Origin of the sequence: Ruegeria sp. HKCCD6428 (assembly GCF_013110595.1) — a bacterium.
Lineage (GTDB): Bacteria > Pseudomonadota > Alphaproteobacteria > Rhodobacterales > Rhodobacteraceae > Ruegeria.
Map to the genome: position 1 here is coordinate 1056608 of NZ_WVQX01000001.1, position 25894 is coordinate 1082501.

Genomic DNA, 25894 nt, shown 5'->3' on the forward strand with positions numbered 1-25894 from the left:
GAGCCAATGGATCAGCTATGCGCCAACCCAGCGGTTCGGTCATTTTTCGGGAATGGCACGAGGCGTTTCGCATCCTCATCCCAAAGCTTGAGGTTCAAAGCCGCTACTGCCTCAGGGAACTTGATCCGACGAGGCGTGAATTCAGGCGGCAGGTTATAGTGGCAGGCCCGCAACCGATAAGATGGGATACGTGCATTGAAATGGTGGATGTCATGCAGCGTGATGCAGGCTACGGCGGTATCGAACCACCATCCGAAATCCAGCGCAGAAGATCCATGCAACGCTGCAGTCTGCGGGTTCAGATCAGGACGGCGATCCCAATAGGTATCTTCAAAATTGTGTTGCAGATACACGAGAAACACACCCAGCATTCCGCCCAGAAAAGAAAACACCAGCCAGACCAGAATTCCGGTCATGCCCGCCACCAGGTACAACAGGCCCAAAAATACGATGATCGAGGCATTGTGCAGCAAGACGCCTTTGACACCGAAACGAACAGTGTTCTTGGGCCAGCGATAGCGAATGAAATATGTGAACAGCGCACCGACCGGCACCAGGATGAAAGGGTTTCGATACAGCCTGTAAAACAAACGAGTTTTCCAGTCCGCGTCCTGCCATTCCCGCAATGTCATGGTGTGAATTTCGCCGGTCTCACGATGCTCAAGGTTTCCGATCCCCGCGTGGTGCAGATTGTGGTTCTGTTTCATCACCTCGAACGGTGCAAAGGTGAATGGCGAAAGACCATGCCCTGCCCATTCGTTCTGCATTCGCGTTTCAAACAGCGAATGGTGCCCGCAATCATGTTGCAGTACATAAAGGCGTACCGCCGAAAAGGCGAAAACGATCCCGGCCGGGATCATGATGTACCAGCGATCCACGAATACGATCGCCAGAGACAACGATGCGAAATACACCGCAAACGTGCCGAAATAGCTCAGTGCAGCCAATCTGTTGTCCTGAACTGCGTAGTGTCTTGTGTATTCCCTCAGATCCATCCAGTCCGCTCCCCACGATGGTCCTGTATTAATCTGTTAAAAATCCAGGCGCGGCTTGACCGCGTGCAGGCAATGCATGTGCTGACAGATGCACACACATGAATGCTAACGCGCAGAACAGGGACTGTCACGCCCTCAGAGCGAAAACGCTGAAAATTGGCGCAGTTACGCGCTGGCGTCAGGATCACCGGCACTGAAATACGCAAGCCTTTCATATGAAGGAAGCGCCCGAGAAATACTGCCCTGAAGTGTCTCGAAAAGCTTCAACCGCATTCGCATGCCCCTCTGAGTTGACGCGTGGAGACTTCCGATCAGAATAACAACCAGAATTTTCAGGTCCATTGATTGATTTTTTTCAAGAATAATATTGCCGCTTGCGCCAATGATCTGCGTCTCGCTTGCGGGGTGCTCTTATAACGGTTTCAGCACCTCATCCTCTGCCGCCATCTTGACTGGCAATGCAGTCCTGCACGAGTTGCGCGGTCGCGGGTTGCACCTCGATTCAGGATCGCAGTTTGGTCTATGGGGAACGCAGCGGCGTGAACATCGCCTTGCGCTCTGATCCCGCCAAGGCACTACCTGTCGAGGTCAACGCAGGTGTACAGCGCCGCATAACAACGCTGGTTCCGCCCATATCGCGCAATCAAAACAAACGACCCAATGATGAGGCGGTCAGTTTGGTTTCGACATTTGACCTGACCTATGACAATGCCGACGCTTCCAAAGGTCTTTTCGGAGGTCGAACGCGAATTGCATCGATCTTCACGACAGGTTCAGCCGCGACCGAACTGGCGACGGCCATTGAACAGGGCAATGGGACGTCAGAGGGTATCGCCAATGCCGCAGAAGCGAACCGCGCATTCGTCCTTGGGAACGATTGAGACAACCAGCCTGTGTCATCAAAGCCCTGTGTCTGGTGCGCAGCTTATCCGCGCCCCTTCAGATGCTTGGCCAATGCGCCCGCGTTTTTCTTGCGCCGACCCTTGTAGGGGTTCTTGTCCCCCTGCCCGCGCAGCGTCAGGCGGATCGGTGTTCCGGGCATGTCGAAATCCTGCCGTAAACCGTTCACCAAATAACGGGTATAGCTTTCAGGCATTTTGTCCGGATGCGAACACATCACCACAAACCCCGGAGGTCGGGTTTTGGCCTGCGTCATGTAGCGCAGTTTGATCCGGCGTCCCTGTGGGGCTGGCGGCGGGTGTTGTTCCAGCATCGCGGTCAGCCAGCGATTCAAGGCGGCAGTCGGCACCCGACGATTCCAGACGTCATGGGCGCGCAGGATCGCGGCGCGCAAACGCTCCAACCCCCGGCCCGTCTTGGCGGAAACCGTGATCAGCGGCGCGCCGCGAAGTTGCGGCAGCAGACGGTCAAACGACTCCTTCAACTCGCGCAGCTTTTCCTGCTTGTTGTCTTCGATGTCCCACTTGTTGACGGCGACGACAACGGCCCGGCCTTCGCGCTCGGCCAAATCGGCAATTCGCAGATCCTGCTGTTCAAACGGGATCGCGGCGTCCAGCAACACAACGACGACCTCGGCAAATTTTACCGCGCGCAGGCCGTCGGACACGGAAAGCTTTTCCAGCTTTTCCTGTACTTTTGCTTTCTTGCGCATCCCTGCGGTGTCAAAGATCCGCATCGGCGTGCTTTGACCGTCCGGGTCAGCCCAGTCGATTCGCAAACTGATTGCGTCACGCGTGATCCCGGCTTCTGGCCCGGTCAACAGACGGTCTTCGCCGATGATCTTGTTGATCAAGGTGGATTTGCCAGCGTTCGGACGCCCCACCACCGCAACCTGCAAGGGTTTGGCTGCAGTGATCAGCGGCGTCTCACCCTCACCGTCTTCGTCCAGTTCAATGTCGGTTTGCGGGGCTTCCTCGACCTGTTTTTCCTCTGCCGCATCCGCCAGAGGCATCAGCTGCGCATAGAGGTCCGTCATCCCTTCACCGTGTTCGCCCGACAAGCGGACCGGTTCACCCAGACCAAGGTTGTAAGCTTCCAGAACACCCGCATCCGCAGCATTGCCTTCGGCCTTGTTGGCCGCAAGGATCACGTGCTTGGACCGTTTGCGCAGGATCTCTGCGAACATTTCATCCGTAGGTGTCACACCCACGCGCGCGTCGATCATGAACAGGCAAACATCAGCCATGTCCACGGCACGTTCCGTCAGACGGCGCATCCGCCCCTGAAGGCTGTCATCCGTCGCGGCCTCAAGACCCGCCGTATCAATCACTGTAAAGCGCAGATCGCCCAGACGCCCTTCGCCTTCGCGCAGGTCACGCGTCACGCCGGGCTGGTCGTCGACAAGGGCCAGACGTTTGCCCACAAGGCGGTTGAACAGGGTGGATTTGCCCACATTCGGGCGCCCCACGATGGCGAGGGTCAGCGACATGATACTCAACTTTCAAGACTCAAGAAGCGCCCTTTAGCGCATCTTGCCGTCAACGGAAAGCGTGTAGATCCCCCTTGGAGGAAACGACATACAGCGTTTGCCCGGCGACAACCGGAGCCGTAGTTGCACCTCCGGGAACTTCGACCTGGTGAACCAGTGCCCCGTTAACCGGATTGAAGAAGCGCAGATAACCATCATTGGATGCAATCACAATACGGCCTCCGGCCAGGATCGGACCGTAATGTGCAAAGATCGGTCCACGGCGGCCTCGCTTGTCCTTGACAAAGCTTGGCAGATCCTGCGCCCAGATGACCGAGCCATCGGCCGCATTCAAGCGCACCAGCTGACTGCGGTCACTGATCAGGAAGATGCTGTTGCCTGCGGGCCAGACAGTATCAACCGCTCCTTCATCGGCGGTCCAGCGGCGTTCACCGGTGGCAGCGTCAAAGGCAACGGTCCGGCCAGAATGGTTGCCGATATAGATTGTGTTTCCGACAACCATCGGACTGCCGGTCACGTCAACGATCTGCGCAGCGGCCCGTCCCCGCCGCCCGCCTGCGACGGACGCATTCCAGCGACGGATGCCCCCACGGCGGAAGGTGGCCGCAACATCGCCGGACCCGAATGCAAACACAGCCAGGTCCGAGGCAATCACCGGTGCCGGTGCGCCCAGAACGTTGCCGACGCTGGGCGTGCCTTCGATTTGCCAGGCGATACGCCCATCCTTGGTGTTGATGGTCCACCCGGTTTCGTCCCCCGCAACCAGGTACAACAACCCGTCATTGACCATCGGAGAGCCGCTTCCGGTTGCGTCCAATCGCTTCTGCCACCGCACGGCGCCCGATTTTGCATCCAATGCGGTCAGTCGCCCGAACCCGGAGGACACATAGAGAACGCCGTTCGAATACGCCATGCCGCCACCGGTGGCGTCTGCATCTCCGTCGCTTGGCGGAACCAGATCGGTATCCCAGGCCAACTGGCCCTGTGGTGTGACCGCTGACACCGTCGCCCCCGCATCCAGCGTATAGATCAACCCGCCCGCAACCACCGGTTCGGCAGTGATACGTTGCTTGCGCGAGTCGCCCTGCCCGATCGAAACAGACCAGATCCGCTGTGGCGTGGCACGCAGTGCCGCATTCGTGGTTCGGTAAGCAGCCGTACCAGGGCTTTGCGGCCAGCTGGCATTCGCTTTTTGAGCTGGCAGGCTGATGGGCTGAGAGCCGCTTTTTTCCACTGTTTCCAGATCAGACGCCGGACGGATGTCTTCACGTTCTCCGGGCAAAATCGCTTCGGGAGGTTCACAGGCGGTCAATGCGGTCAAAGCCAGTGCCGCAACCGGCAATCCCGCGCGGGAAATTAGTCTTGTTACCATGGTGTTCCGAACTCGCCTGTCATTAAGTCTTTTGTCCCGCCTGGTCAGCCCTGTTGCGCCACCAATGGCTCGGGTTCGCCGCCCAACGCAACTATCAGCTGGGCCGCACGCTGTTGCAGATCAATACCGACCTCGGCGTCCTGACGCAGCGCCTGCAAGCGGTCCAGTGCCGCATCGACATTGCCCTCGGACACGTCGATCAGGGCCAGTTGCTCTTCGGCCAGCAGTCGAAGGGGCGCACCCGGCGCTGCCAGCGCTTCGAACTGCTGCCGACGGTCGGCGGCGGGCAAGGTGTCGCTTTGCAACAAAAGCGCCTTGAAGCTTGCGATCGCACGATAGATCTCGGGCAAATCCCCCTGCACGGCAACCGCGTTCAGACTGTTGACCGCCTCTTCGCGCGATCCCGCTTCAAGCTGGGACGCAGACAGCAGCATGTTCAGAACAGCATTCCCGCCCGGCGACTGCGCCTCGATTTCCCGCAAACCGGCTGCCCGTGCATCAGAATCGTTTTCCGACAGGGCCGCAAGAATCGAGTCACCCAGATCCTGCGCCTGCGCCGTATCGCGGGATTTGCGGTATTCATTGAACGCCGCCCCGCCAACAATCAGCACGACCGCCGCTACACCAACCCAGCCCCAACGGCGCAGCAGCAGATACATCCGGTCACGGCGTACCTCTTCCGTGACCTCATCAATGAAACTGTCGGTGTCGCTCATTCCTGCCCCCTGGGCTGTGTGTCTTGCATAAGTGCGCCATGTCATACCCCGCCACCAACGCCAAGCCAAGGGTCCGATTTTGCGCATTTTCACCGCTTGGCTTCTCTCTTGCGAAAAAAACTAAACCGAACTATTCAGTTTAGTGTAGAAATTACACAGCCGACGCCCCATTTCATACCAAGACGGCCCGCTTTCGTTGGCACCGAATTCTAGGAGAAACACTGAATGCGTTTGATTTCTTTCATCAACGCCCTTCTGGTTATTATTGCGTTGTATTTTCTTGTTTTTGAGCGCGACTCTTTGTTTGCTTTCGCCGGGCGTGGCGAAGCGGAAGAAGCGGCGCAGACCGAAGCCGCCGAATCCGACGAGACCGATATTGATGCCGTTGGCGTGGTCGCCCTGCGTTCGCAGGCGCGCGAAATTGACAGTGCGGTTCTGCTGCGAGGACAAACCAAGGCGAACCGGCAGGTCGAGGTTCTGTCTGAAACCACGTCCACGGTCATCTCGGAACCCAAGCGCAAAGGTGCCTTTGTCGAGGCCGGGGATGTTCTGTGTGAACTCGACCCCGGCACGCGCCCAGCGCAACTGGCCGAGGCGCTGGCCGGAAAACTCGAAGCCGAAAGCCGCATTCCCGAGGCTGAAGCCCGCTTGCAAGAGGCGCATGCCCGTGTGGCCGAGGCCGAAATCAATCTGACGGCTTCGCGCAAACTGGCGGAAACCGGGTTTGCTTCGGAAACCCGCCGGATTTCCAGCGAGGCTGCGATGAGCGCCGCCAAAGCAGGTGTAAAATCCGCCGAAGCCGAGCTGGAGGCGACCCGGGCCGGAATCGAAGCCGCCGCAGCGGCTGTCGAAGCCGCGCAGCGAGAGGTCGGACGCCTGACCATCAAAGCCCCGTTCAAAGGTCTGCTGGAAAGCGACACCGCAGAACTGGGCAGCCTGATGCAGCCCGGATCGCTGTGCGCAACCGTGATTCAGCTTGATCCGATCAAACTGGTCGGGTTCGTGCCGGAAACCGAAGTCAACCGTGTTCAGGTTGGGTCCGAGGCATCGGCAACGCTGGTCACCGGTCGGCAGCTTGGCGGCCGCGTCACTTTCCTCAGCCGGTCGGCTGATGAAACAACGCGTACGTTCGAAGTTGAAATCACGGTTCCGAACCCGGATCTGACCATTCGCGACGGTCAGACCGCGACCATCCGCATCGCAGCCGAAGGCACAAAGGCACATCTGCTGCCGCAATCCGCTCTGACCCTAAGCAACGAGGGTCAATTGGGTGTGCGTACGGTCGGCACCGGCAATGTGGTGGATTTCCTGCCTGTCCGCATTCTGCGTGACACGGCAGAGGGTGTCTGGGTCGACGGTCTGCCTGAAACAGCTGACATCATCATTGTCGGACAAGAGTTCGTGACACGCGGTGTGACCGTTGCGCCGACCTATCGGGAAGCTTCACAATGACCGGTATCGTCGCATGGGCCGCAGATCGGGCCCGCATGGTGTTGGCATTTATCGCCATCTCGCTGGTTATCGGCGGATTTGCCTATGTCTCGCTTCCGAAAGAAGGCGAGCCGGATATCGAAATCCCTGCCCTGTTTGTATCAGTGCAGTTTCCCGGGATTTCCGCAGAGGATTCTGAAAACCTGCTGATCAAGCCGATGGAGACCGAACTGGCGGATCTCGACGGGCTCAAAGAAATGACATCGACCGCTGCCGAAAATTATGCAGGGGTCGCGCTGGAATTTGACTTCGGTTGGGACAAGACCGCGATCATGGCCGATGTGCGTGACGCAATGAACACAGCTCAGGCGGACTTTCCCGAAGGCGCAGAACAATATTCCCTGACCGAGATCAACTTTTCCGAATTCCCGATCGTCATCGTGAACCTGACCGGTCCCGTTCCCGAACGCACGATGGCCCGTGTCGCCAAGGATCTGCAGGACGATCTTGAGGCTCTGGATTCCGTTCTCGAAGCCGGTATCGCAGGCAATCGCGACGAGATGCTCGAAGTCGTGATCGATCCGCTTCGGCTCGAGGCCTACAACGTGACGGCGGACGAGCTGATCAACGTAGTTCGAAACAACAACCAGTTGATCGCGGCCGGTGAAGTTGAAACCGCGCAGGGCACCTTCTCGGTCAAGATACCGTCGTCGTTCAAGACCGCACAGGATGTTTACGGCCTGCCCATCAAGGTCAACGGGGATCGGGTCGTCACCTTGGGGGAACTGGCACAGATCAACTACACCTTCGAAGACCGCGAAGGGACAGCCCGTTTCAACGGCGAACCGACCGTCGCGTTGCAGGTGGTCAAGCGCAAAGGATACAACCTGATCGACACCGTCGCGCAGGTGAAGGAAACCATTGCGCATGCAAAGACCAAGTGGCCGCCCGAACTTCAGGCGGCGGTTGACCTGGGCACATCGAACGACCAGAGCCGCATCGTCGGCTCGATGGTCAGCCAGCTTGAAGGCTCGGTTCTGACCGCGATTGCGCTGGTGATGATCGTGGTTCTTGCCTCGCTGGGTACGCGGGCCGCCCTGCTGGTCGGTTTTGCGATCCCGACCTCGTTCCTGCTGTGTTTTGCGTTTCTGGCGGTCATGGGTGTCAGCATCTCGAACATTGTGATGTTCGGCCTCATCCTGGCGGTGGGGATGCTGGTGGATGGCGCCATCGTCGTGGTGGAATACGCCGACAAACGTATCAAGGAAGGGGTGGGCCCGATGCACGCCTATGTCGAGGCCGCCCAGCGCATGTTCTGGCCCATCGTGTCCTCGACCGCAACGACACTCTGCGCGTTCCTGCCCATGCTGTTCTGGCCCGGTATTCCCGGCGAGTTCATGGGAATGCTGCCGGTCACGCTGATCTTCGTTCTGTCGGCTTCACTGATCGTGGCGCTGATCTATCTGCCGGTCATGGGCGGTGTATCCGGCCGCCTGAGCCGTCTCTTCGATCGGTCTTCGACGTGGTTGCGGGCGCGCACGCCTTGGTGGGTACGGGTGCTGATGGTGCCGCCGTCGCTGTACATGATCTTTCTGGGCGCGATGCAGGTTCTGAACCCCAACTACCTGCTGCCCGGGGGCTCGATCGCCGGCGCCCTGCTGTTCCTGTTCGGGGCGTTTGCCGGGTCCGTAACCCTGAGCGCGGCCAAAATTGAACGCGCCGAAGAGGACCACGTTCATACAGCGGACGAACACACGTTTTTTGGCCACGTCGTTCGGTTCCTTGTCGGCAATCCGATCATGCCGATCGTTTCCCTGCTGACGGTTTTCACGGCGGTGTATTTCGTGGCCTTCGTCTGGTTTCCTCAGGAATCCCGCGGGGTTGAATTCTTCGTGGAAAGCGAACCTGAACAGGCCACCGCATATGTGCGTGCCCGCGGGAACCTTTCCCTGGCGGAAAAAGACGCGATGGTTCTTGCCGCCGAAGAGATCATCGGATCTCATCCCGCGGTCATCAATGTCTTTGCCTTTGCGGGCGAAGGTGGCCTGAACCAGAATAACGGTGGCGCTCAGGCGCCGGCCGATACAGTGGGCCGGGTTCAGTTCGAAATCATCCCGTGGGAAGATCGTCCCAACATCTCGGAATCCGCTCTGTGGGGCCTGTTCGAGCGGCACTTCGTGGCGCCCGAGTATGACGGCGACTTCGTGATTGATGAACTGAATGCCCAACTTGCAACGATCCCCGGTATCATCGTCGAGATTCTGCCCTTGGAGCAAGGCCCTGCTTCAGCCAAGCCTGTGCATCTGCGCATCAAGGGTGACGGGTGGGAAGACCTGACCTCGGCAGCGATCACCGCCCGCGAGGTTTTCGACACCACGCCGGGCCTGATCAAGACCGAAGACACCCTGCCCCTGCCCGGCATCGACTGGCAGATTGACGTGGATGTCGCCAAGGCCGGTCGGTTCGGAGCCGACGTGGCAACCGTCGGCGCCATGGTCCAGTTGGTCACGCGCGGCATATTGCTGGGCGAGATGCGCCCGGACAGCAATGACGAAGAGATCGAAATTCGCGTTCGTCTGCCCGAAGAAGACCGCGTTTTGTCGACACTGGATACACTCAAGGTTCGTACCCCGGACGGTTTGGTGCCGTTGTCGAACTTCGTAACGCGCAAACCCGTGGCCAAGCTGGCCGAAATCAACCGCGTCGACCAGCAGCGATACTACGACGTCAAAGCGGATGTCGAACCGGGGCTGAGCAAGGTCGTGACCGAAGGCCCCGATGGAAAACAGGTGCGGCTGGCCGTCATGCGTGAAGTGACGGAAGGCTACACACCGAACGGCACCGTTTTGAATGGTACGGGTGGAAAGTCATATGAACTGGTGCAACTGACCGGCGCAGAAAGTGTCGACCAGCTGCGCAGCGCAATCGAAGACGGGGACGCTCAGTTTGCGCTGATCAACCCGAACGAGCGTATTGCGGTGCTGACGGAGTGGCTGGAAACCGGCCCGTTTGCCAACGCGATCAGCTGGGAATGGACCGGTGATCAGGAAGAACAGGAAGAATCCGGCGCCTTCTTGGTGAACGCCTTCATGGGCGCGCTGGGGCTGATGTTCGTGATCCTGCTGGCCCAATTCAATTCGTTCTACAATTCGGTGCTGGTGCTGTTGGCCGTTGTTCTGTCCACCACCGGGGTTCTGATCGGCATGATCGTGATGGAACAGCCCTTCTCGATCATCATGACCGGGACCGGCATCGTGGCCCTGGCCGGTATCGTGGTGAACAACAATATCGTTCTGATCGACACCTATCAGGAATACAGCAGCTATATGCCAAGGATCGAGGCGATCATCCGCACCGCGGAGTCCCGTATCCGCCCTGTGCTGCTGACCACGCTGACAACGATGGCCGGTCTGACGCCGATGATGTTCGGCCTGTCGCTGGACTTCATCAATGGCGGCTATTCCATCGACAGCCCCACCGCACTGTGGTGGAAACAGCTGGCCACAGCGGTGGTCTTTGGCCTGGGCATTGCAACTGTCCTGACGCTGATCGTGACGCCATCGCTTCTGGCCTTGCGGGTCTGGGTGACAACCTATGCGATTTGGCTCGGCCGAGTTCTGGCCCGTGTAACGGCAGGCCGGTCCAGCCAGATCGCGCAGGACATGGCGATAGGGCGCTCTGCCCGGCAGATGCAGGCCACTGAAATAGTGTGGGAGGACGACTCGCGTTCCGACGGACCAGAACAGGACAGTCGATCAGATCAGTCTGGTCGCCCCTCTGGCCCGCCGCTGAAAGCTGCTGAATAAAGGAAAAGGACCGGTATTCCCGGTCCTTTTTCATTTGGCCATCATCACAACCGGGACCACGTCTGATGCGCGCAAATCGCATGTTCGCATCCTTTGACCAGCAGCTTGTCCCCCTGCAACGTCATCTGTGGCACCGCATCCACGTTGATCAGCGGGACCCAGAATTCGCCGCCGCCGTATTTTCCACCGCCTTCACCGACCACGTCCCAGAACAGTTTTTTGCCGATATTCGGTGTTTGGACTTCCTTGCCTGAAGCGTCATAGGCCGAAAGGATCCGACCGCAGAACTTATCTCCACACGCCGTGATTTTGATGTGCGAAATCAGGTTCTTGCGGTCAGGTTCAGTCTTCCAGACACCCACGATGGGATCTGCCACCACAATGACGGGCAGACAAATCGCGATCACAATAGACGATAATCGTGATTTCAGTCGCTTCATCATGACAGGCACCCTCCTGGTTTGGTGTATCCTACCATGTTTCGCCCCATGTTTGGATCTTCAGGCCGCTTCCCCGTCCGATTGCTGCCGGTTCCACAATTGGGCATACCGCCCCGACCGCGCCAGCAACTCGTCATGCGTGCCCTGTTCGATGACCTCGCCCGCTTCCAGAACCACGATCCGATCAGCTTCGGCAATGGTGCTGAGGCGATGGGCAATGGTGATAACCGTACGACCCTCTCCTGCGCGCGCCAGCGCATCTTTGATGTCCTGCTCGGTATCCGTGTCCAGGGCCGAGGTCGCCTCGTCCAGCAACAGGATCGGCGGGTTCTTGAGCAAAGTCCGCGCGATGCCGACCCTTTGTTTTTCACCACCTGACAGTTTGAGCCCGCGTTCACCGACCATAGTGTCATAGCCTTCGGGCAGCGAGGTGATGAAATCGTGAATTTGCGCAGCTCGGGCCGCGGCCTCGACCTCCTCCGGGGTGGCGTCGTCACGGCCATAGGCAATGTTGTACCGGATGCTGTCGTTGAACAATACCGTGTCCTGCGGCACAACGCCGATGGCCGCGTGCAGGCTGGACTGCGTCACATCCCGCACATCCTGTCCATCGATCTTCACGGATCCTTTGGTCACATCGTAGAACCGGAACAGCAGCCGCCCGATGGTTGATTTGCCAGACCCCGTTGCCCCCACGATGGCCACGGTCTGCCCGGCAGGAACGGTCAACGAAACACCTTTGAGGATCTCTCTTTCAGGGTCATACCCGAAATGCACGTCGTCCAGCGTGACTTCGCCGCCATTCACCTTGAGGTTGGGCGCACAGGGTTTGTCGGTGACTTCGGCGGGCTGTTCAAGCAGATCGAACATCTGCCCCATATCGACCAACGATTGCCGGATTTCCCGATAGACCGTCCCCAGAAAATTCAGGGGTACGGTGATCTGGATCATGTAGGCGTTGACCATGACAAAATCGCCCACTGTCAGGTTCCCGCTCTGAACCCCGAAGGCAGCCAAAACCATCACACCGATCAAACCACAGGTGATCAGGAATGACTGGCCAAAATTCAGAAATGCTAGCGAATAAGCCGTTTTCAGCGCCGCCCCAGCATAGGCTTTCATCGACACATCATATCGTCCAGCTTCGCGGGCTTCGGCATTGAAATACTTGACGGTTTCGAAATTCAGCAGACTGTCGATGGCGCGCTGATTGGCTTCGGTGTCCTGATCGTTCATCTCGCGCCGAAGCTTCACCCGCCATTCGGTCACGGCAAATGTAAACCAGATATACAGACCGATTGTGACGGCGACGACCACCAGATACCAGACATCGAACAGCCACATCAGGATGATCGCCACCAGCAGCAGTTCCAGGATCAGCGGCCCGATCGAGAACAGCAGAAAGCGCAACAGGAACTCGACGCCCTTGACACCCCGTTCGATGATGCGGCTCAGCCCTCCGGTACGGCGGGACACGTGGTAACGCATCGAGAGGTTGTGAATATGCTGAAAGGTCTCGAGCGCCAACGCCCGCAAAGCCCTTTGCCCCACGGGCGCAAAGGCCGCATCTCTCAGTTGTTGGAAACCCACGGTCAGCATCCGGGCCACGCCATAGGCAACCGTCAGCCCGACCGCGCCCAGCGCCACCGGCGGCACGCCCTCACCTGCCAGGGCGTCAACGGCACCTTTGTAAAGGATTGGCGTATAGACCGCGATCAGCTTGGCCAGAACCAGCATGACCATGGCAATCACCACGCGGCGCTTTACCCATGGCTCATCCTGTGGCCAAAGATAGGGTGCCACTTTGCGGATCGTGCGCCAGCCCGAGCTTCGTTCGTCGCGCGGCGCCGTATCGTCCGGGGTCATAGTAGGTGTTCGTCTCATCACGTACCTTAACTGCGGTCAGAGATTGACCCCGGCCCGCTTGGGCCAAAGGCGATGCTTATTCAGGTATGGTGAAGACCTGCCCCGGATAGATCAGATCCGGATCGCGGATCAGGTCGCGATTGGCCTCGAACAGCCGTACATACATGACCCCGTCGCCAAACCGGTCGCGCGAGATGGCCCACAGCGTGTCGCCCCGTTGAACCGTAACCGACCGGATGGCAGCTGCTTCGCCCTGCGCGTCGGCCTGGCTGGCCGCGACGGCGGCATCCAGCACTTCAACCGGCTCTCGCTTGAACGGCGTTTCGACCCGGCTTAGCACCGTCCCGTCCGTATTCACCGCGTCCACGCGCAGCGTGTAGACACCCGGATCAATCCCCTCCAGATCGCTGCGCCAGGATCCATCCTCTTTCGGGTCGACATCGGCGATCAGGCGATTGTTCAGGTACAGTCGAACGGCTGCACCGTCCTGCACACGTCCTGTCAACTGAACATTGCCGGTATCAGAATATCCGATGGTATCCAGTGCGATCTGATCGGGGGGCGTATCCCGCACCACAGGCGGCTGCACCAGTTCAACCCCTTCTTCGCCGGACCGCAGCACCGCAATCTGCTGATCCGGTTCGGGTGTCTGTGTCGGCAAGTCGGCGGTTTGCGTTTCCTCGGCTTCCGGCACTGTGCTTTCGGTTCCGGTCACGTCAGCTTTTGGCGCTGGAACTTCGGTCGTCGTTTCGGGCTCGACATCTGCATCGGCCGTCGCGATCGTGGCGTCTTCGGCATCGGCCGGCGTGTCCGGATCGGATGCCGGCGATTCTTCAGGTACAGGCGCTTCTTCGACCGGCTTTGGCAAAGCCGCAATAAGATAGTCGTCGGACTGTGTGATCCGTTCGCCATCCTTGCTTTGCAGGACCAACCCCTGAGTCGCGTCGCTGAACGGGATCGAAACGAATTCGGCAAACTGGCCGCTGCCGTCCACATTAAAGCTGTGCAGGGGTTCGCCGTTCAGCAGCACCTCGATCCGGCTGCCGGGCTCGGCATCGCCGGACAACAGCGCCGTGCCATCTGGCTCAACAAATATCTGATCCAGCGCCGGAGGGGCCGCTGGCTGGGGCGCGGTATCATCCGTCTTGGCAACGGCAGTATCTGCGTCAGAGGCGTCGGCCGTTTCACTTGTGTCCTCGGCAGGCTCGGTCGTGGGCCCTTCATCCGCAGGAGCCGCCTGTTCAGCCACTTCCGGTTTCGAAACCTGCGCATCCTGCCCTACAGGTTCCGGGGCTACGGCAGAGGCGGTTTCCTGCGGAGTGCTCGGCTCGGGCGTTTTGGTGAAGACGCCGGACAGATACAATCCACCCGCGCCCAATATCGCAACAAGACCCGCAATCACCCCCCAGATGAAATTGCCCGAGCTTCCGTTTCCCGATTTGGCGTCCATTATTTTCCTTTCACTCCGACGGGCAAAAGCTTTGCGTTGAAAAGCTTTCCGACGGACAGTTGAGCCAATCTATCAATCCCGCTATCACGGGTCAAAACCCCTGACACAACCCCGGAGCCCCTCTTTGATGTCTCAGAAATCAGTCTGTGTGTACTGCGGGTCACGCAATGGAGCCGAGAAGGCTTATTCTGAAACTGCACGGCAGTTCGGCAGCCTGCTGGCGCAGGAAGGCTGGCGGCTGGTCTACGGAGCCGGAGATGTCGGTTTGATGGGTGAAGTGGCCCGCGCCGCGCAGAATGCCGGTGGTGAAACTTTCGGCGTCATTCCGGTGCATCTGGTCAAGCGCGAGGTCGGAAAAACGGATCTGACCCATTTCGTGATCACCGAGACAATGCACGAGCGCAAGAAGGTCATGATCATGAACGCCGACGCCGTCGTGGTTCTGCCAGGCGGTCCGGGGTCGCTGGACGAGCTGTTCGAAGCGCTGACATGGCGCCAGCTTGGCCTGCATGACAAGCCAATCGTCGTGGTCAATGTGAACGGCTATTGGGACGCGTTGCACACATTGTTGGATCAGGTGATCGGGCAAGGCTTTGCCGACACGTCTTTGGCGGATTTCATCACCTGGGTCGAAGACGCCGATACTGCCATGATCGCCCTGCGTGACACGCTGACCTGAGGATGGGAAACCGTGCGGGCGGTTGAACCGCCCGCCGTATTGATCAGGCCAGTCTGGCTTTGGGTTGCAGACTGTGGCGCACCACCTGTTCGACCTTGTGCAAAGGATGATTGGTCAGGGTCTTGTTGACCTCGGCCACGACCTTTCCCAGCACCTCGCTGTGCAACCGACGCCGCAACAGGCCCAGAACATGAGGGCTGGCCACCAGAACCAGCCTGTCATAGGCGCCTTTCAGCCCCTTGCGATTCAACAGGTTCGCCAGATCCTGCACGAACAGAGATTTTGCGTGCGCCTTCCACGTGGGTTCTTCAATTGCCGATTTCTGTTTTGGTCCGCCGTCGTTGCGACGACCTGCGCGGTCCGTCGGTTTTCCGGTCGGGCCGTCTTGTTCTTCGACAGCGACGACGACAAGGTTGGGATCGTCGGCGTCGGTGATATTCTCCATCACCAGCGCTTTCTCTCCATCTGCAACAATAACCCAAGTTCCCTGTGTAAGTGCGACCATTGCGATCTCCTGATTAGGTTGTGTTCTGGGTATCCCTCGACCTGCCGGACATGCGGGGTTGTTGACGCACGAACAGTGCGCAGCCCGATCATGGTTTGAATTGATATGCAGTTTCTCCCTCTGCCCTACAGAGATGTGTACTGGAAAACAGCAAACAAGATACCGTCATGCGGAAAGGGCGCGTATCGGCGGGTTTTCACCGGCTGGTCATCAACCCTTTAGGCGGACATCTCGACAACCGTGATTTCGGGCGTCACGCCCAGACGAACCGGCAGGATCGAACAGCCGATACCGCCCGAAACGACCAGATCGCGCCCATCTTCGCGTACATGGCCATAGGCATAGCGATTGCCGAATTTCGATGGCACCACAGGCGACCAGCCGAACAGGCGCACCTGGCCACCATGTGTGTGCCCTGAAAGCGTCAAGGCCACCCGCCCGGGCACAGTGGGAAACACATCGGGCTCATGCGCCATCATCACAACCGGAGCGTCATCGGTGATCTGCGCCAGAGTACCTTCCAGATCGTCCAATCCTTGCGGCTTGCCATTGCGCCAGATCGCCAGCTGATCCTCGAGCCCGGCCAGCCAGATGCCCAGAGCTTCGAGTTTGATCGCGGCATTGGACAACACCGAAATGCCGTTCTGTTCCAGAATTTCGGCATAGCGATTGGGCCCGGACCCGCGCCGCTGTGCCGACCTGTCATCCCACCAGTCGTGATTGCCCAGAACGGCAAAGACACCATTCTTCGCCTCAAGCCCAGCAAGCACAGGGGCCAGGTCCTGCATCTTGACCGTGTCCGAGACACCTTTGTGGCTTGCAAAGAAATCACCCAACAGCAGGATCACGTCCGGAGCCAGCGCATTGGTTCGACGGACCACCTGCTTTACGCGGTTCAGGCCGACATAGGGCTCGCCCACATGCATATCGGACAGTACGGCGATTCTGAGCGGCGGCGCTGTCCAGTCGTCCCGCTGAATGCGCCATTTGCGCACGCGCAACCGAACCGCGGGTTCAATGATGAACCCGTAGGCGGCCGTGACAAGGCCTGCCAGCGTCACCGCCAGCAGGCCCTTTATGAACCGACGTCGGTTCAATACGTTACATCCGCGATGCGACGTTTTCCCAGTTCACCAGATTGTCGAGGAAGTTCGACAGGTAGGCCGGGCGTTTGTTGCGGAAATCGATGTAGTAGGAGTGCTCCCAAACGTCGCAACCCAGCAGCGCGGTTTGACCAAAGCACAGTGGGTTCACGCCATTCTCGGTCTTGGTGACGGCCAGCGAGCCATCGGCGTTCTTGACCAGCCACGCCCAGCCTGAACCGAACTGACCCGCACCGGCGGCACTGAATTGCGACTTGAATTCATCTACCGAACCGAAGTTCTCGACCAGAGCCTTTTCCAGCTCGCCCGGCATGGCGCTGTCGCCCGGCCCCATCATTTCCCAGAACTGGTTGTGGTTCCACAACTGGCTGATGTTGTTGAAGATACCGTTTTGTGCCACGGCGTTTGCGTCGTAAGTACCAACGATGATCTCTTCCAGCGACTTGCCGTCCCATTCGGTGCCGGCGATCAGCTTGTTGCCGTTGTCGACGTAGGCCTTGTGGTGCAGGTCGTGGTGATATTCCAACGTTTCCGCGGACATACCCTTGGCTGCCAGCGCGTCATGTGCATAAGGAAGATCAGGAAGTTCAAAAGCCATGTCGGCCCCCTGTTTAAATGTAAGTTGCGGTTCCCAAGGTTAAATGCTTTGACAGCCGCCGCAGGTCAAGGGGCGTGGCAAGAAAACCCGGAGGCAGGCGATGCTGACACAGGCGCGCAAGATGTTCTATCGCGCCCGCGGATATTATGCGGGCAATCTGAACGGCGAGCCGTTTCGTCTGGACCCGTACCATTCGAAATTCTGGCGCAAAGCCGCTGCGGGCGCTTGGGAACCTGAAACATTTGCAGTTCTTGACCGGTTCCTGTCTCCGCAAAGCGACTATCTGGACATCGGCGCGTGGATTGGCCCGACGGTGCTGTACGGTGCGCGAAGGGCACGGCATGTCTGGTGTTTTGAGCCTGACCCGACCGCGTTTCGGCATCTGGCATGGAATCTTGATCTGAACGGCATTCAGAACGTTTCGGCATTCGGGGTCGCCCTGTCAGATCGATTTGGCGTGGCACGCATGGCCTCTGTGCGCGGTGAACCCGGGGATTCCACCAGTTCGCTTCTGCACGACGGGGCGCATGGGTCTGACACGCTGACGATCGCCTGGGACCAATTCGAAAAAACAAACGACCTGTCACGGGTTTCGCTGGTCAAAATGGACATCGAGGGTGCGGAATTCATTGTTGCCCCCACTTTGTCCGCATGGCTGAAGAAACGCCGCCCCGCCCTTCTTCTGTCTCTTCATGCGCCTCTGCTTCCGGAAGACCAGAGGCACGAACGTGTCACCGCGTTGATGGATGAACTGGGTTATTACGCAAAGCTGTCGGATGACAAGGCGCAGCCTGTAAAGACTTCGGACTTGCTGACCGAAGACGGCCTGAACCGTTTTCACACCGTTCTCTTGCATGGGTAGAACGTCTGGCGTTTTTTTCTTCGTTCACGCGAGGTCCCGCTTGCGGCATTGAGGTGTATCAGTTTGAGTGCACTTACAAAGAATCATACCCAAGTGGATAAAATGAAAAGACTTTTACCGATTGCAGTCGCCGCATTGCTTGCACAAACCGCTGCGGCAGAAACGGTTACCTATCATTGCAAGATGACCAAACAGGACGCCCATGGCTGGATTGCGCCAGAGTATGCGTTCCGGATCGACCCCGCCGCATCTTCGGCGATGGCCGCAACGTCGTATCAGGATTGGGCCAAGGCAAAATTCAAAGACCGCGGCGCCAAGGGATATCGTATTATCTGGAACCTCGATCAAAAAATGGTTGCCGGCGGCAATGTCCGCGTTCGATATCAGGCGAACCTGAAAACAACCGACAATACGGTCGCCGTCCGCATGGCATTCGTTCAGGGAAATTTCGCGAACAAACCTTTCGGAGTCGGGACCTGTTCGACAGTCAAGTAAGAAAAAGCCCCGGATGAACCGGGGCTTTTTTGTTCAGTAGACCCCGACTTCACTGCCGGGCTGTGCTGCCACCTTGAGCAGTTTGAACACGTAATCCGCAGCGGAACGGAAGCAGACCACGCGGAAGGTCTGTTCATCATCCATCCAGAAAGCACCGGCCACCTGCGCCAGACGCGTGCGGCGGATCTGGCCGGGCAGGAATGCATCCGCCGACAGATCGACAGGTGCGACCTTGCCCAGTACCTCTCTTGCGCTGGCACCAGAGACGCTGAAGACGGCGCGGGCATCCGAGACATTGACCGCCAAAGCATGGGTCCCACTCAGGGCACCGACCATGTCGGCCAGTTTGGCTTCGACCTCGGCATAAGGCACCAGAACCAGCAACTCGTCTGTCGACATCCAAGCCACGCCGGTATCGCCAGTCACAAGCACCTGGCGCTGACCCGGCACTTTCTGACCGGTTGCATCCTTGACGGCCTTGGCCAGCACCTTGTCGGACAGGTCGCCGCGCAGGGTTATCATGCCTTGCAGGCCGCATTCCTGGACCTTGGCGATGCCGTCATAGCTGGCGTGGTTCAATGCGCTGATGGGTTCAGACATTCTGCTTCTCCCCGTCCTTGTCATAAAAGATCGGGTCCACGATCTTGGCTTTGTAGGTTTTGCCGTCCGTGCCCGGGAACTCGACGATCTCGCCCATGCGGTCGGGGCCGTGTTTGATCAGCCCCATGGCGATGCCTTTGCCCAGATTGGCCGAGTAATATGTCGACGTCACACGGCCGATCATGTTGCGCTGACCGTTGGCATTGACGCCCTCGCCCACCGCGTAAGCACCATCCGGCAGAACCGATCCGTCCACAGTCTCGAGACCGACCAGCTTCCAGCGCTCGGGATCCGCCATGTGGCTGCGGGAATGAGCGCGTTTGCCCAGATAATCCTCTTTCTTCTTGGACAGCGCCCAGTGCAGCCCCAGATCCTGCGGGATCACGGTGCCGTCGGTCTCGTCCCCGATCATGATAAAGCCCTTCTCGGCCCGCAGGATGTGCAGACATTCGGTTCCATACGGCATCACGCCGAACTCTTTGCCTGCCTCCATCAAGGCATCCCAGAACGCCTGACCCTGGCTGGCGGGAACAGCGATTTCATAAGACAGCTCGCCCGAGAACGAAATGCGGTAGGCCCGGCAATCGAAGCCTCCGATCTTGCCATCGCGCCATTCCATGAAGGGCAGCGCCTCTTTGCTGACATCCATGCCGCCCAGCTTTTCAAGCACCTTGCGGGCGTTTGGGCCGACTACGGCGACCTGCGCGTATTGCTCGGTCACGTTGGCGACATAGACTTTCCAGTCCCACCATTCGGTCTGAAGCCATTCTTCCATGTGACCATGGATACGCTCGGCCCCGCCGGTGGTGGTGTGGCACAGCCATGTGTCCTCGTCGATGCGGGCGACAACACCGTCGTCGATCAGGAAGCCGTTTTCCGAACACATCAGGCCATAGCGGCATTTGCCGACCTTCAGCGTGGACATCATGTTGGTGTACATCATGTCCAGAAACTTGCCCGCATCCGGGCCTTTGACGATCAGTTTGCCCAGCGTCGAGGCATCCAGCAGGCCAAGATTCTCGCGAGTGTTCTTGACCTCGCGATTGACCGCGTCATGCACGGATTCACCGGGGCGGACATAGGCATAGGCCCGGCGCCAGTGACCGACCGGCTCCCAGTCGGCGCCGTTCCTGTCGTGCCAGTTGTGCATCGGTGTCCGACGGATCGGCTGAAAGACCTCACCCCGGGCCTCACCGCCAATCGCACCCATCGAGATGGGCGTATAAGGCGGGCGGAAGGTGGTTGTGCCAACCTTGGGAATCTCGGATTCCAGCGCATCAGCAAGGATCGCCAATCCGTTGATGTTGCTCAACTTACCCTGATCGGTCGCCATGCCCAGCGTGGTATAGCGCTTGGTGTGTTCGACGCTTTCATACCCTTCGCGCGCGGCCAGTTGGACGTCAGAAACCTTGACGTCGTTCTGGAAATCCAGCCAGGATTTCATGCGCAATTGGACTTCTGCATTTGCCGGCATCAGCCAGACCGCTTCCATCGGCGCTTCGGCGGTTGTTTCCCCTGCGGGCGCCTTGGTGTTCTTGGGCTTGAAGCCAGCCGCCTTGGCGGCCGCCTTACCGGCCGCATGGGCGTCTGTCAGAACATCTTGCAACGCCAGAGGACCGTTGGACGCGCCAACAGCAACAACGAACCCTTTGCCGTCGGCCCCCAGCGGCGGACGCTGAGGATCCGGCCGGAAATGCGCGTTCGCCTCATCCCAGATCAGCTTGCCCCCGCAATGGGACCACATGTGCACGACCGGAGACCAGCCGCCGGACATGGCGACTGCATCCGCCTCAACCTCTTCACGCGCGCCACCAACACCTTCCTGGTTGCAGATGGCGACTTTCTTGACGCGCTTACCGCCCTTGACCTTGGCAATGGCCTTGCCCGGATCAACGCGGATACCCAACTGGCGAGCTTCTTCCGCCAAAGGTCCGGCCGTTGCGCGTGCGTCAACAATGCGCAAAACATCCACACCTGCCTGTTTCAGGATAATCGCGGTGCGGTAAGCGTCATCATTGTTGGTGGCGACGATGACCCGATCGCCCGGAGTAACCCCCCAGTTCACGACATAATCGCGCATGGCCGAAGCCAGCATAACACCTGGAACATCGTTGCCAGCAAAGGACAATGGTCTTTCAATTGCACCTGTCGCCGTCACAATTTGCTTGGCGCGAATGCGCCACAAGCGGTGGCGCGGGCCCTGCACGCCCGGCGTGTGATCCGTCAGGCGTTCGTACCCCAACACATAACCATGGTCGTAAACACCCGCTCCCATGCAGCGCGTGCGCATGATGACGTTGTCCATTGTTTCGAGTTCGGAAACCAATTGTTCCACGAACTTATCCACAGGCTCACCATCCACGGTGCCGCCGTCAACCGGAGCGCGACCGCCCCAATGCGCGGTCTGCTCGATCAGCAGGACCTTGGCACCGGATTGTGCCGCCACCTTGGCCGCCTGCAAACCAGCCACACCGCCGCCGATCACCAGAACATCGGTAAAGGCGTAGAAATGTTCATAGGTGTCGGCATCCCGGTTGTCTTTGTCGGGCGCCTTGCCCAATCCCGCCGACTGCCGGATGAACGGTTCGTAGACGTGTTTCCAGAAGGGTTTGGGGTGGATGAACGTCTTGTAGTAGAAGCCGGCCGGCAGAAACCGGGCAAAGGCTGTGTTCACCGCACCGATGTCATATTCAAGGCTTGGCCAATGGTTCTGTGAAATCGCGGTCAAACCGTTGAACACCTCGGTCGTCGTAGCACGCTGGTTCGGCTCGAACCGGTTGCCCTGCCCCAGGCCGACAAGGGCGTTCGGTTCTTCCGCGCCGCTGGCGACAACGCCGCGGGGACGGTGGTATTTGAACGACCGGCCAACCATCATCTGGTCATTGGCCAGCAGAGCCGAGGCAAGCGTATCCCCCTCATAGCCCTGCATCGAGGTTCCGTTGAAGGTGAATGTGACCTTTTTCGACCGGTCAATCAGCCGGCCTTGTTTTGCGAGACGGGTGCTCATTGTGCGGGCCTTTCGCATGTGGAGGCGTCAAAGCCTCCGGCGGGAGTATTTTTGAAAAGATGAAGCATCAGGAGAACTCTCTCCACGTCCAGCCGGGCCGTTTGGCAGTGATGGCATCCTTGATGTCTTGCGGCGGCTCGGTGACCTGCGCGGAATAGGTGCCGAACACTTCGAGTGTCTGCGTGCAGCGTGCGGCATGGAACCATTTGCCGCAGCCATTGGCGTGCCGCCAGCGCTCGAAATGAACACCTTTCGGGTTTTCACGCATGAACAGATAGTCGTGGAATTCGTCATCGGACGAGCCCGGACCGAAACGCTTCAGATGCGCTTCGCCGCCGGCGGCCAGTTCGGTTTCTTCGGCGTCTACGCCGCAATAGGGGCAATTCAGGATTAGCATGTTGTCATCCTTTTGGCGGTCGGTCGGCGCGGGGGCCGACCTGAATTCTGTTTTCTGGCACCTTCGGGAATCCCCCTAGTGCGCCACCCCGGCGGCGACGCTTTCGTCGATGAAGCGGCCTTCCTTGAAGCGGTCCATCGAGAAGGCTTCGGTCAGCGGTGAATGGCCTGTCGCCATCAGCTGCGCCATCCCCCAGCCGGAACCCGGAATCGCCTTGAAGCCACCGGTGCCCCAGCCGCCGTTGATAAAGCAGCCCTGCAACGGTGTTTTCGACAGGATGGGCGAGCGGTCACCGGTCATGTCCACGATCCCGCCCCACTGGCGCAGCATCTTCAGGCGCGAAATCATCGGGAAGGTTTCGACCAGCGCCCGCACTGTTTCCTCGATATGATGGAAAGACCCGCGCTGCGTGAAGTTGTTGAACCCGTCGGTGCCACCGCCGATCACCATTTCGCCCTTGTCGGATTGCGACATGTAGCCGTGCACGGTGTTGGCCATCACGACAACATCCATGCAGGGTTTGATGGGCTCGGACACCAGCGCCTGCAAAGCAACGGCTTCCAGCGGCAGGCGGAAGCCCGCCATCTCGGCCAACTGACCCGAATGGCCCGCGACGACGATGCCCAGCTTGTCACAATCGATGGCACCCTTGGTGGTATCGACCCCGACAACGCGACCGTTTTCCGAGCGCACACCGGTGACTTCGCATTGCTGGATGATATCCATCCCCATCGCCGAACAGGCACGCGCATAGCCCCACGCCACCGCATCATGGCGCGCAGTGCCCCCGCGTTCCTGCCAAAGGCCGCCCAGAACCGGATACCGGGGGCCGTCCAGATTGATGATTGGCACCAGTTGCTTGACGCGCTCGGGGCCGATCCATTCCGTCTTGACACCTTGCAGCGCGTTGGCATGGGCCGTGCGCTGGTAGCCGCGGATCTCGTGCTGGGTCTGCGCCAGCATGATGACACCGCGCGGGCTGAACATGATGTTGTAGTTCAGTTCCTGGCTCAGGTCCTCGTAAAGGCTGCGCGCTTTCTCGTAGATCGCCGCAGACGGGTCTTGCAGATAGTTCGAACGGATGATCGTCGTGTTGCGACCAGTATTGCCGCCGCCCAGCCAGCCTTTTTCGATAACCGCGACATTCTGGATGCCATAGTTCTTGCCAAGGTAATACGCGGTCGCCAGACCATGACCGCCAGCACCAACGATGATGACGTCATAGCGCTTCTTGGGTTCGGGTGAGCGCCAGGCGCGCTCCCATCCGGTGTGATAGCGCAGAGCTTCCCGCGCCACAGCAAAGGCTGAATAGTGTTTCATGTGCGAATCCATCCGGTTCGGTGATTGGGCGCAGATATGCCGTGTGACGGCATTTTAACCCTGCCGTGCAACGCCGCAATATCGCACTATTGCGACATGTCGCTCATTCGCGGCCATTTGTCCCTTTTGTCGGACGCCTCACAGGTCTAAGTCAGGGCAGCATCCTCGGAGGGACCATGACGTTCTGGGTTCTGATTTTTCTTGTCGCGCTGCTGATCGCAGCTTTTCTCAGCTTTACCCTGCTGCGCAAACGCCGTGGGGATGAACCCGCGGCGGCATACGATCTGCGGGTTTATCGCGAACAGTTGGCCGGTGTGGACCGGGATCTGGCGCGCGGGGTCATTGGCGAAGCCGACGCGGAACGGGTGCGCACGGAAATTTCCCGTCGCATACTGGCCGCAGATGATCAAATGAAGAAAGAGGGTGCCGGCGCCGGGCCATCTCGTGCGGTTTCGGTGTTGTCGATCCTGGCAATCTCGTTGCTTCTGATCGGCGGAGCATTGGCGATGTATCATCGCACCGGGGCCGTGGGTTTACCTGACATGCCGCTGACCGCCCGGCTTGAACTGGCCAAGGAAGTGCGCGCCAACCGGCCATCCCAAAGCGCCGCGGAAGAACTGGCGACCCCACCTCGACCTGCGCAGCTGGAAGAAAGCTATGCCAACCTGCTGAAGCAGTTGCGCGAAACCGTTGCAAGCCGGCCGGATGATTTGCAGGGTCAGATGTTGCTGGCGCAGCACGAGACGAATGCGGGCAACTTCAAGGATGGGTACACCGCGCAGCAAAAGGTGATCGAGCTGTCCGGCGACAGCGCCACGGCTGATACCTATGCGGACCTGGCTGAAATGATGATTCTGGCAGCAGGTGGGTATGTCTCACCCGAAGCGGAACAGGCGCTGATCGAAACGCTGAACCGTGACCCCCGTCACGGCCCGGCGCGCTATTATTGGGGGCAGATGCTGGCACAGATCGGGCGGCCGGACCTTGCCTATCGCATGTGGGTCGAAACGTTGCAGGATTCCCCCGCGGGTGCGCCCTGGGCCGAAGCAATTCGGGCTCAGATCGACGAACTCGCCTTTCGGGCCGGCGTTTTCAATGCACCGGATCTGAGCACAGCACCCGGCCCCAGCCAGGAAGACATGGCCGCCGCCGCAGAGCTGAGCCCCGAAGAACGGCAGCAGATGATTCAGGGTATGGTGGACCAGCTGTCTGATCGGCTGGCGACAGAAGGCGGATCCCCCGAGGAATGGGCCCGCCTGATCGCCGCCTTGGGCGTTCTTGGCCAAGGCCAGCGTGCCATCGATATCCGCGATGAGGCCATGGAAGTCTTTGCCGGCAATTCAGAGGCGTTGCAAATCATCGATGCGGCGGCCCTTCAAGCCGGGATCGCTCAATGATCCATGACGCTTTCGAAGAATTTGCAGCCGCGCTGCAACCGATGAGTGCCCTGATGGGGCTGGACCTTGGGGAAAAGACAATCGGCGTCGCCGTGTCCGACCGGATGCGCGGTGTCGCCAGCCCGCTGGAAACCGTGCGACGCAAGAAATTCACGCTCGATTCCGCGCGCCTGATCGAAATTGTCACCGATCGCGAGATCGGGGGCATCTTGCTGGGCCTGCCCAAGAACATGGATGGCAGCGAAGGGCCAAGATGCCAGTCAACGCGGGCATTTGCGCGCAATTTGTCCCGCCTGACCGATTTGCCCATCGGATTTTGGGACGAGCGGCTCAGCACGGTTGCGGCAGAAAAAGCACTACTTGAGGCGGATACGACACGAAAACGTCGCGGACAGGTTATTGATCACGTTGCGGCCAGCTATATCTTGCAAGGGGCGCTGGACAGGCTGCGCTTTTTGTAACGGGT

Annotated in this window: 22 protein-coding genes; 8 read left to right on the forward strand and 14 right to left on the reverse strand. The window is 59.1% G+C overall.

Going from position 1 to position 25894, the window contains the following annotated elements:
- Positions 1-11: 11 nt before the first annotated feature.
- On the reverse strand, positions 12-995 hold the full coding sequence (locus tag GS620_RS05240) for a fatty acid desaturase (RefSeq protein WP_171614418.1): 984 nt from the start codon (positions 993-995) through the stop codon (positions 12-14).
- A 458-nt stretch (positions 996-1453) separates the two neighbouring features.
- Here GS620_RS05240 and GS620_RS05245 point away from each other — a divergent pair, with 458 nt between their 5' ends.
- Complete coding sequence (locus GS620_RS05245) at positions 1454-1876, forward strand: hypothetical protein (protein ID WP_171614420.1); 423 nt, start codon at positions 1454-1456, stop codon at positions 1874-1876.
- A gap of 44 nt (positions 1877-1920) precedes the next feature.
- Here the strand turns inward: GS620_RS05245 and der are convergent, their stop codons facing one another.
- From der to GS620_RS05260, 3 genes are read right to left on the reverse strand one after another with little or no spacing between them, the layout of a single operon-like run.
- On the reverse strand, positions 1921-3384 hold the full coding sequence (gene der, locus GS620_RS05250; protein WP_171614422.1) for a ribosome biogenesis GTPase Der: 1464 nt from the start codon (positions 3382-3384) through the stop codon (positions 1921-1923).
- A 49-nt stretch (positions 3385-3433) separates the two neighbouring features.
- Positions 3434-4756, reverse strand: a complete 1323-nt coding sequence (locus GS620_RS05255) for a PQQ-like beta-propeller repeat protein (RefSeq protein ID WP_171614424.1) — start codon at positions 4754-4756, stop codon at positions 3434-3436.
- 44 nt (positions 4757-4800) lie between these two features.
- Complete coding sequence (locus GS620_RS05260; protein ID WP_171362641.1) at positions 4801-5472, reverse strand: hypothetical protein; 672 nt, start codon at positions 5470-5472, stop codon at positions 4801-4803.
- 225 nt (positions 5473-5697) lie between these two features.
- Here GS620_RS05260 and GS620_RS05265 point away from each other — a divergent pair, with 225 nt between their 5' ends.
- Both GS620_RS05265 and GS620_RS05270 read left to right on the forward strand, forming a co-directional pair.
- A complete protein-coding gene (locus GS620_RS05265) occupies positions 5698-6924 on the forward strand; it encodes an efflux RND transporter periplasmic adaptor subunit (protein WP_171614426.1) in 1227 nt (408 codons plus the stop codon).
- A complete protein-coding gene (locus tag GS620_RS05270) occupies positions 6921-10709 on the forward strand; it encodes an efflux RND transporter permease subunit (protein WP_171614428.1) in 3789 nt (1262 codons plus the stop codon). The genes GS620_RS05265 and GS620_RS05270 overlap by 4 nt, the downstream gene beginning before the upstream one ends.
- Before the next feature lie 44 nt (positions 10710-10753).
- Here GS620_RS05270 and GS620_RS05275 read toward each other — a convergent pair whose 3' ends face one another.
- The 3 genes from GS620_RS05275 to GS620_RS05285 all read right to left on the reverse strand — a co-directional run bounded on the left by GS620_RS05275 (position 10754) and on the right by GS620_RS05285 (position 14465).
- Positions 10754-11152: a DUF2147 domain-containing protein gene (locus GS620_RS05275; protein ID WP_152458379.1), complete on the reverse strand. Its 399-nt coding sequence runs from the start codon at positions 11150-11152 to the stop codon at positions 10754-10756.
- A gap of 57 nt (positions 11153-11209) precedes the next feature.
- Positions 11210-13015 (reverse strand): ABC transporter ATP-binding protein/permease, encoded by a 1806-nt coding sequence (locus tag GS620_RS05280; protein WP_171614430.1) that lies wholly within the window; start codon positions 13013-13015, stop codon positions 11210-11212.
- Between the two features lie 76 nt (positions 13016-13091).
- The gene (locus tag GS620_RS05285; RefSeq protein ID WP_171614432.1) at positions 13092-14465 is read right to left on the reverse strand and encodes a LysM peptidoglycan-binding domain-containing protein; all 1374 of its coding nucleotides are present in this window, start codon (positions 14463-14465) and stop codon (positions 13092-13094) included.
- Between the two features lie 127 nt (positions 14466-14592).
- Here GS620_RS05285 and GS620_RS05290 point away from each other — a divergent pair, with 127 nt between their 5' ends.
- On the forward strand, positions 14593-15144 hold the full coding sequence (locus GS620_RS05290) for a TIGR00730 family Rossman fold protein (RefSeq protein WP_171115275.1): 552 nt from the start codon (positions 14593-14595) through the stop codon (positions 15142-15144).
- A gap of 43 nt (positions 15145-15187) precedes the next feature.
- Here the strand turns inward: GS620_RS05290 and GS620_RS05295 are convergent, their stop codons facing one another.
- The 3 genes from GS620_RS05295 to GS620_RS05305 all read right to left on the reverse strand — a co-directional run bounded on the left by GS620_RS05295 (position 15188) and on the right by GS620_RS05305 (position 17350).
- Positions 15188-15649 carry a host attachment protein gene (locus GS620_RS05295; RefSeq protein WP_152458383.1) on the reverse strand — a complete coding sequence of 154 codons (462 nt, stop codon included), beginning with the start codon at positions 15647-15649 and terminating at the stop codon, positions 15188-15190.
- A gap of 218 nt (positions 15650-15867) precedes the next feature.
- Positions 15868-16746: a metallophosphoesterase gene (locus GS620_RS05300; RefSeq protein ID WP_171614435.1), complete on the reverse strand. Its 879-nt coding sequence runs from the start codon at positions 16744-16746 to the stop codon at positions 15868-15870.
- A gap of 4 nt (positions 16747-16750) precedes the next feature.
- Complete coding sequence (locus GS620_RS05305) at positions 16751-17350, reverse strand: superoxide dismutase (RefSeq protein ID WP_152458385.1); 600 nt, start codon at positions 17348-17350, stop codon at positions 16751-16753.
- A gap of 100 nt (positions 17351-17450) precedes the next feature.
- On the opposite strand from GS620_RS05305, the gene GS620_RS05310 reads away from it, so the two are divergent.
- Positions 17451-18212, forward strand: a complete 762-nt coding sequence (locus tag GS620_RS05310; RefSeq protein WP_171205038.1) for an FkbM family methyltransferase — start codon at positions 17451-17453, stop codon at positions 18210-18212.
- A gap of 102 nt (positions 18213-18314) precedes the next feature.
- A complete protein-coding gene (locus tag GS620_RS05315) occupies positions 18315-18707 on the forward strand; it encodes a hypothetical protein (RefSeq protein WP_171205001.1) in 393 nt (130 codons plus the stop codon).
- Positions 18708-18740: 33 nt separating this feature from the next.
- On the opposite strand, the gene GS620_RS05320 is transcribed toward GS620_RS05315, so the two are convergent.
- The 4 genes from GS620_RS05320 to GS620_RS05335 form a co-directional block, all read right to left on the reverse strand.
- On the reverse strand, positions 18741-19307 hold the full coding sequence (locus GS620_RS05320) for a sarcosine oxidase subunit gamma (protein ID WP_171167529.1): 567 nt from the start codon (positions 19305-19307) through the stop codon (positions 18741-18743).
- Positions 19300-22314: a sarcosine oxidase subunit alpha family protein gene (locus tag GS620_RS05325; RefSeq protein WP_171614437.1), complete on the reverse strand. Its 3015-nt coding sequence runs from the start codon at positions 22312-22314 to the stop codon at positions 19300-19302. The genes GS620_RS05320 and GS620_RS05325 overlap by 8 nt, the downstream gene beginning before the upstream one ends.
- 67 nt (positions 22315-22381) lie before the next feature.
- Positions 22382-22711, reverse strand: a complete 330-nt coding sequence (locus GS620_RS05330; protein ID WP_152458389.1) for a sarcosine oxidase subunit delta — start codon at positions 22709-22711, stop codon at positions 22382-22384.
- Positions 22712-22786: 75 nt separating this feature from the next.
- On the reverse strand, positions 22787-24031 hold the full coding sequence (locus tag GS620_RS05335; protein WP_152458390.1) for a sarcosine oxidase subunit beta family protein: 1245 nt from the start codon (positions 24029-24031) through the stop codon (positions 22787-22789).
- A 176-nt stretch (positions 24032-24207) separates the two neighbouring features.
- Between GS620_RS05335 and ccmI the strand changes: the two genes are divergently transcribed.
- Both ccmI and ruvX read left to right on the forward strand, forming a co-directional pair.
- Positions 24208-25428 carry a c-type cytochrome biogenesis protein CcmI gene (ccmI, locus tag GS620_RS05340; RefSeq protein WP_171614439.1) on the forward strand — a complete coding sequence of 407 codons (1221 nt, stop codon included), beginning with the start codon at positions 24208-24210 and terminating at the stop codon, positions 25426-25428.
- Positions 25425-25889 (forward strand): Holliday junction resolvase RuvX, encoded by a 465-nt coding sequence (gene ruvX / locus GS620_RS05345; RefSeq protein ID WP_171115259.1) that lies wholly within the window; start codon positions 25425-25427, stop codon positions 25887-25889. Before ccmI ends, ruvX begins: the two co-directional genes overlap by 4 nt.
- The last annotated feature ends 5 nt before the right edge of the window (positions 25890-25894 follow it).

Bases quoted from the DNA above. Each gene is read 5' to 3' on its own strand.
- GS620_RS05240 (WP_171614418.1), bottom strand. From the start codon at position 995: ATGGATCTGAGGGAATACACAAGACACTACGCAGTTCAGGACAACAGA.
- GS620_RS05245 (WP_171614420.1), top strand. From the start codon at position 1,454: ATGCAGTCCTGCACGAGTTGCGCGGTCGCGGGTTGCACCTCGATTCAG.
- der (WP_171614422.1), bottom strand. From the start codon at position 3,384: ATGTCGCTGACCCTCGCCATCGTGGGGCGCCCGAATGTGGGCAAATCC.
- GS620_RS05255 (WP_171614424.1), bottom strand. From the start codon at position 4,756: ATGGTAACAAGACTAATTTCCCGCGCGGGATTGCCGGTTGCGGCACTG.
- GS620_RS05260 (WP_171362641.1), bottom strand. From the start codon at position 5,472: ATGAGCGACACCGACAGTTTCATTGATGAGGTCACGGAAGAGGTACGC.
- GS620_RS05265 (WP_171614426.1), top strand. From the start codon at position 5,698: ATGCGTTTGATTTCTTTCATCAACGCCCTTCTGGTTATTATTGCGTTG.
- GS620_RS05270 (WP_171614428.1), top strand. From the start codon at position 6,921: ATGACCGGTATCGTCGCATGGGCCGCAGATCGGGCCCGCATGGTGTTG.
- GS620_RS05275 (WP_152458379.1), bottom strand. From the start codon at position 11,152: ATGATGAAGCGACTGAAATCACGATTATCGTCTATTGTGATCGCGATT.
- GS620_RS05280 (WP_171614430.1), bottom strand. From the start codon at position 13,015: ATGACCCCGGACGATACGGCGCCGCGCGACGAACGAAGCTCGGGCTGG.
- GS620_RS05285 (WP_171614432.1), bottom strand. From the start codon at position 14,465: ATGGACGCCAAATCGGGAAACGGAAGCTCGGGCAATTTCATCTGGGGG.
- GS620_RS05290 (WP_171115275.1), top strand. From the start codon at position 14,593: ATGTCTCAGAAATCAGTCTGTGTGTACTGCGGGTCACGCAATGGAGCC.
- GS620_RS05295 (WP_152458383.1), bottom strand. From the start codon at position 15,649: ATGGTCGCACTTACACAGGGAACTTGGGTTATTGTTGCAGATGGAGAG.
- GS620_RS05305 (WP_152458385.1), bottom strand. From the start codon at position 17,350: ATGGCTTTTGAACTTCCTGATCTTCCTTATGCACATGACGCGCTGGCA.
- GS620_RS05310 (WP_171205038.1), top strand. From the start codon at position 17,451: ATGCTGACACAGGCGCGCAAGATGTTCTATCGCGCCCGCGGATATTAT.
- GS620_RS05315 (WP_171205001.1), top strand. From the start codon at position 18,315: ATGAAAAGACTTTTACCGATTGCAGTCGCCGCATTGCTTGCACAAACC.
- GS620_RS05320 (WP_171167529.1), bottom strand. From the start codon at position 19,307: ATGTCTGAACCCATCAGCGCATTGAACCACGCCAGCTATGACGGCATC.
- GS620_RS05325 (WP_171614437.1), bottom strand. From the start codon at position 22,314: ATGAGCACCCGTCTCGCAAAACAAGGCCGGCTGATTGACCGGTCGAAA.
- GS620_RS05330 (WP_152458389.1), bottom strand. From the start codon at position 22,711: ATGCTAATCCTGAATTGCCCCTATTGCGGCGTAGACGCCGAAGAAACC.
- GS620_RS05335 (WP_152458390.1), bottom strand. From the start codon at position 24,031: ATGAAACACTATTCAGCCTTTGCTGTGGCGCGGGAAGCTCTGCGCTAT.
- ccmI (WP_171614439.1), top strand. From the start codon at position 24,208: ATGACGTTCTGGGTTCTGATTTTTCTTGTCGCGCTGCTGATCGCAGCT.
- ruvX (WP_171115259.1), top strand. From the start codon at position 25,425: ATGATCCATGACGCTTTCGAAGAATTTGCAGCCGCGCTGCAACCGATG.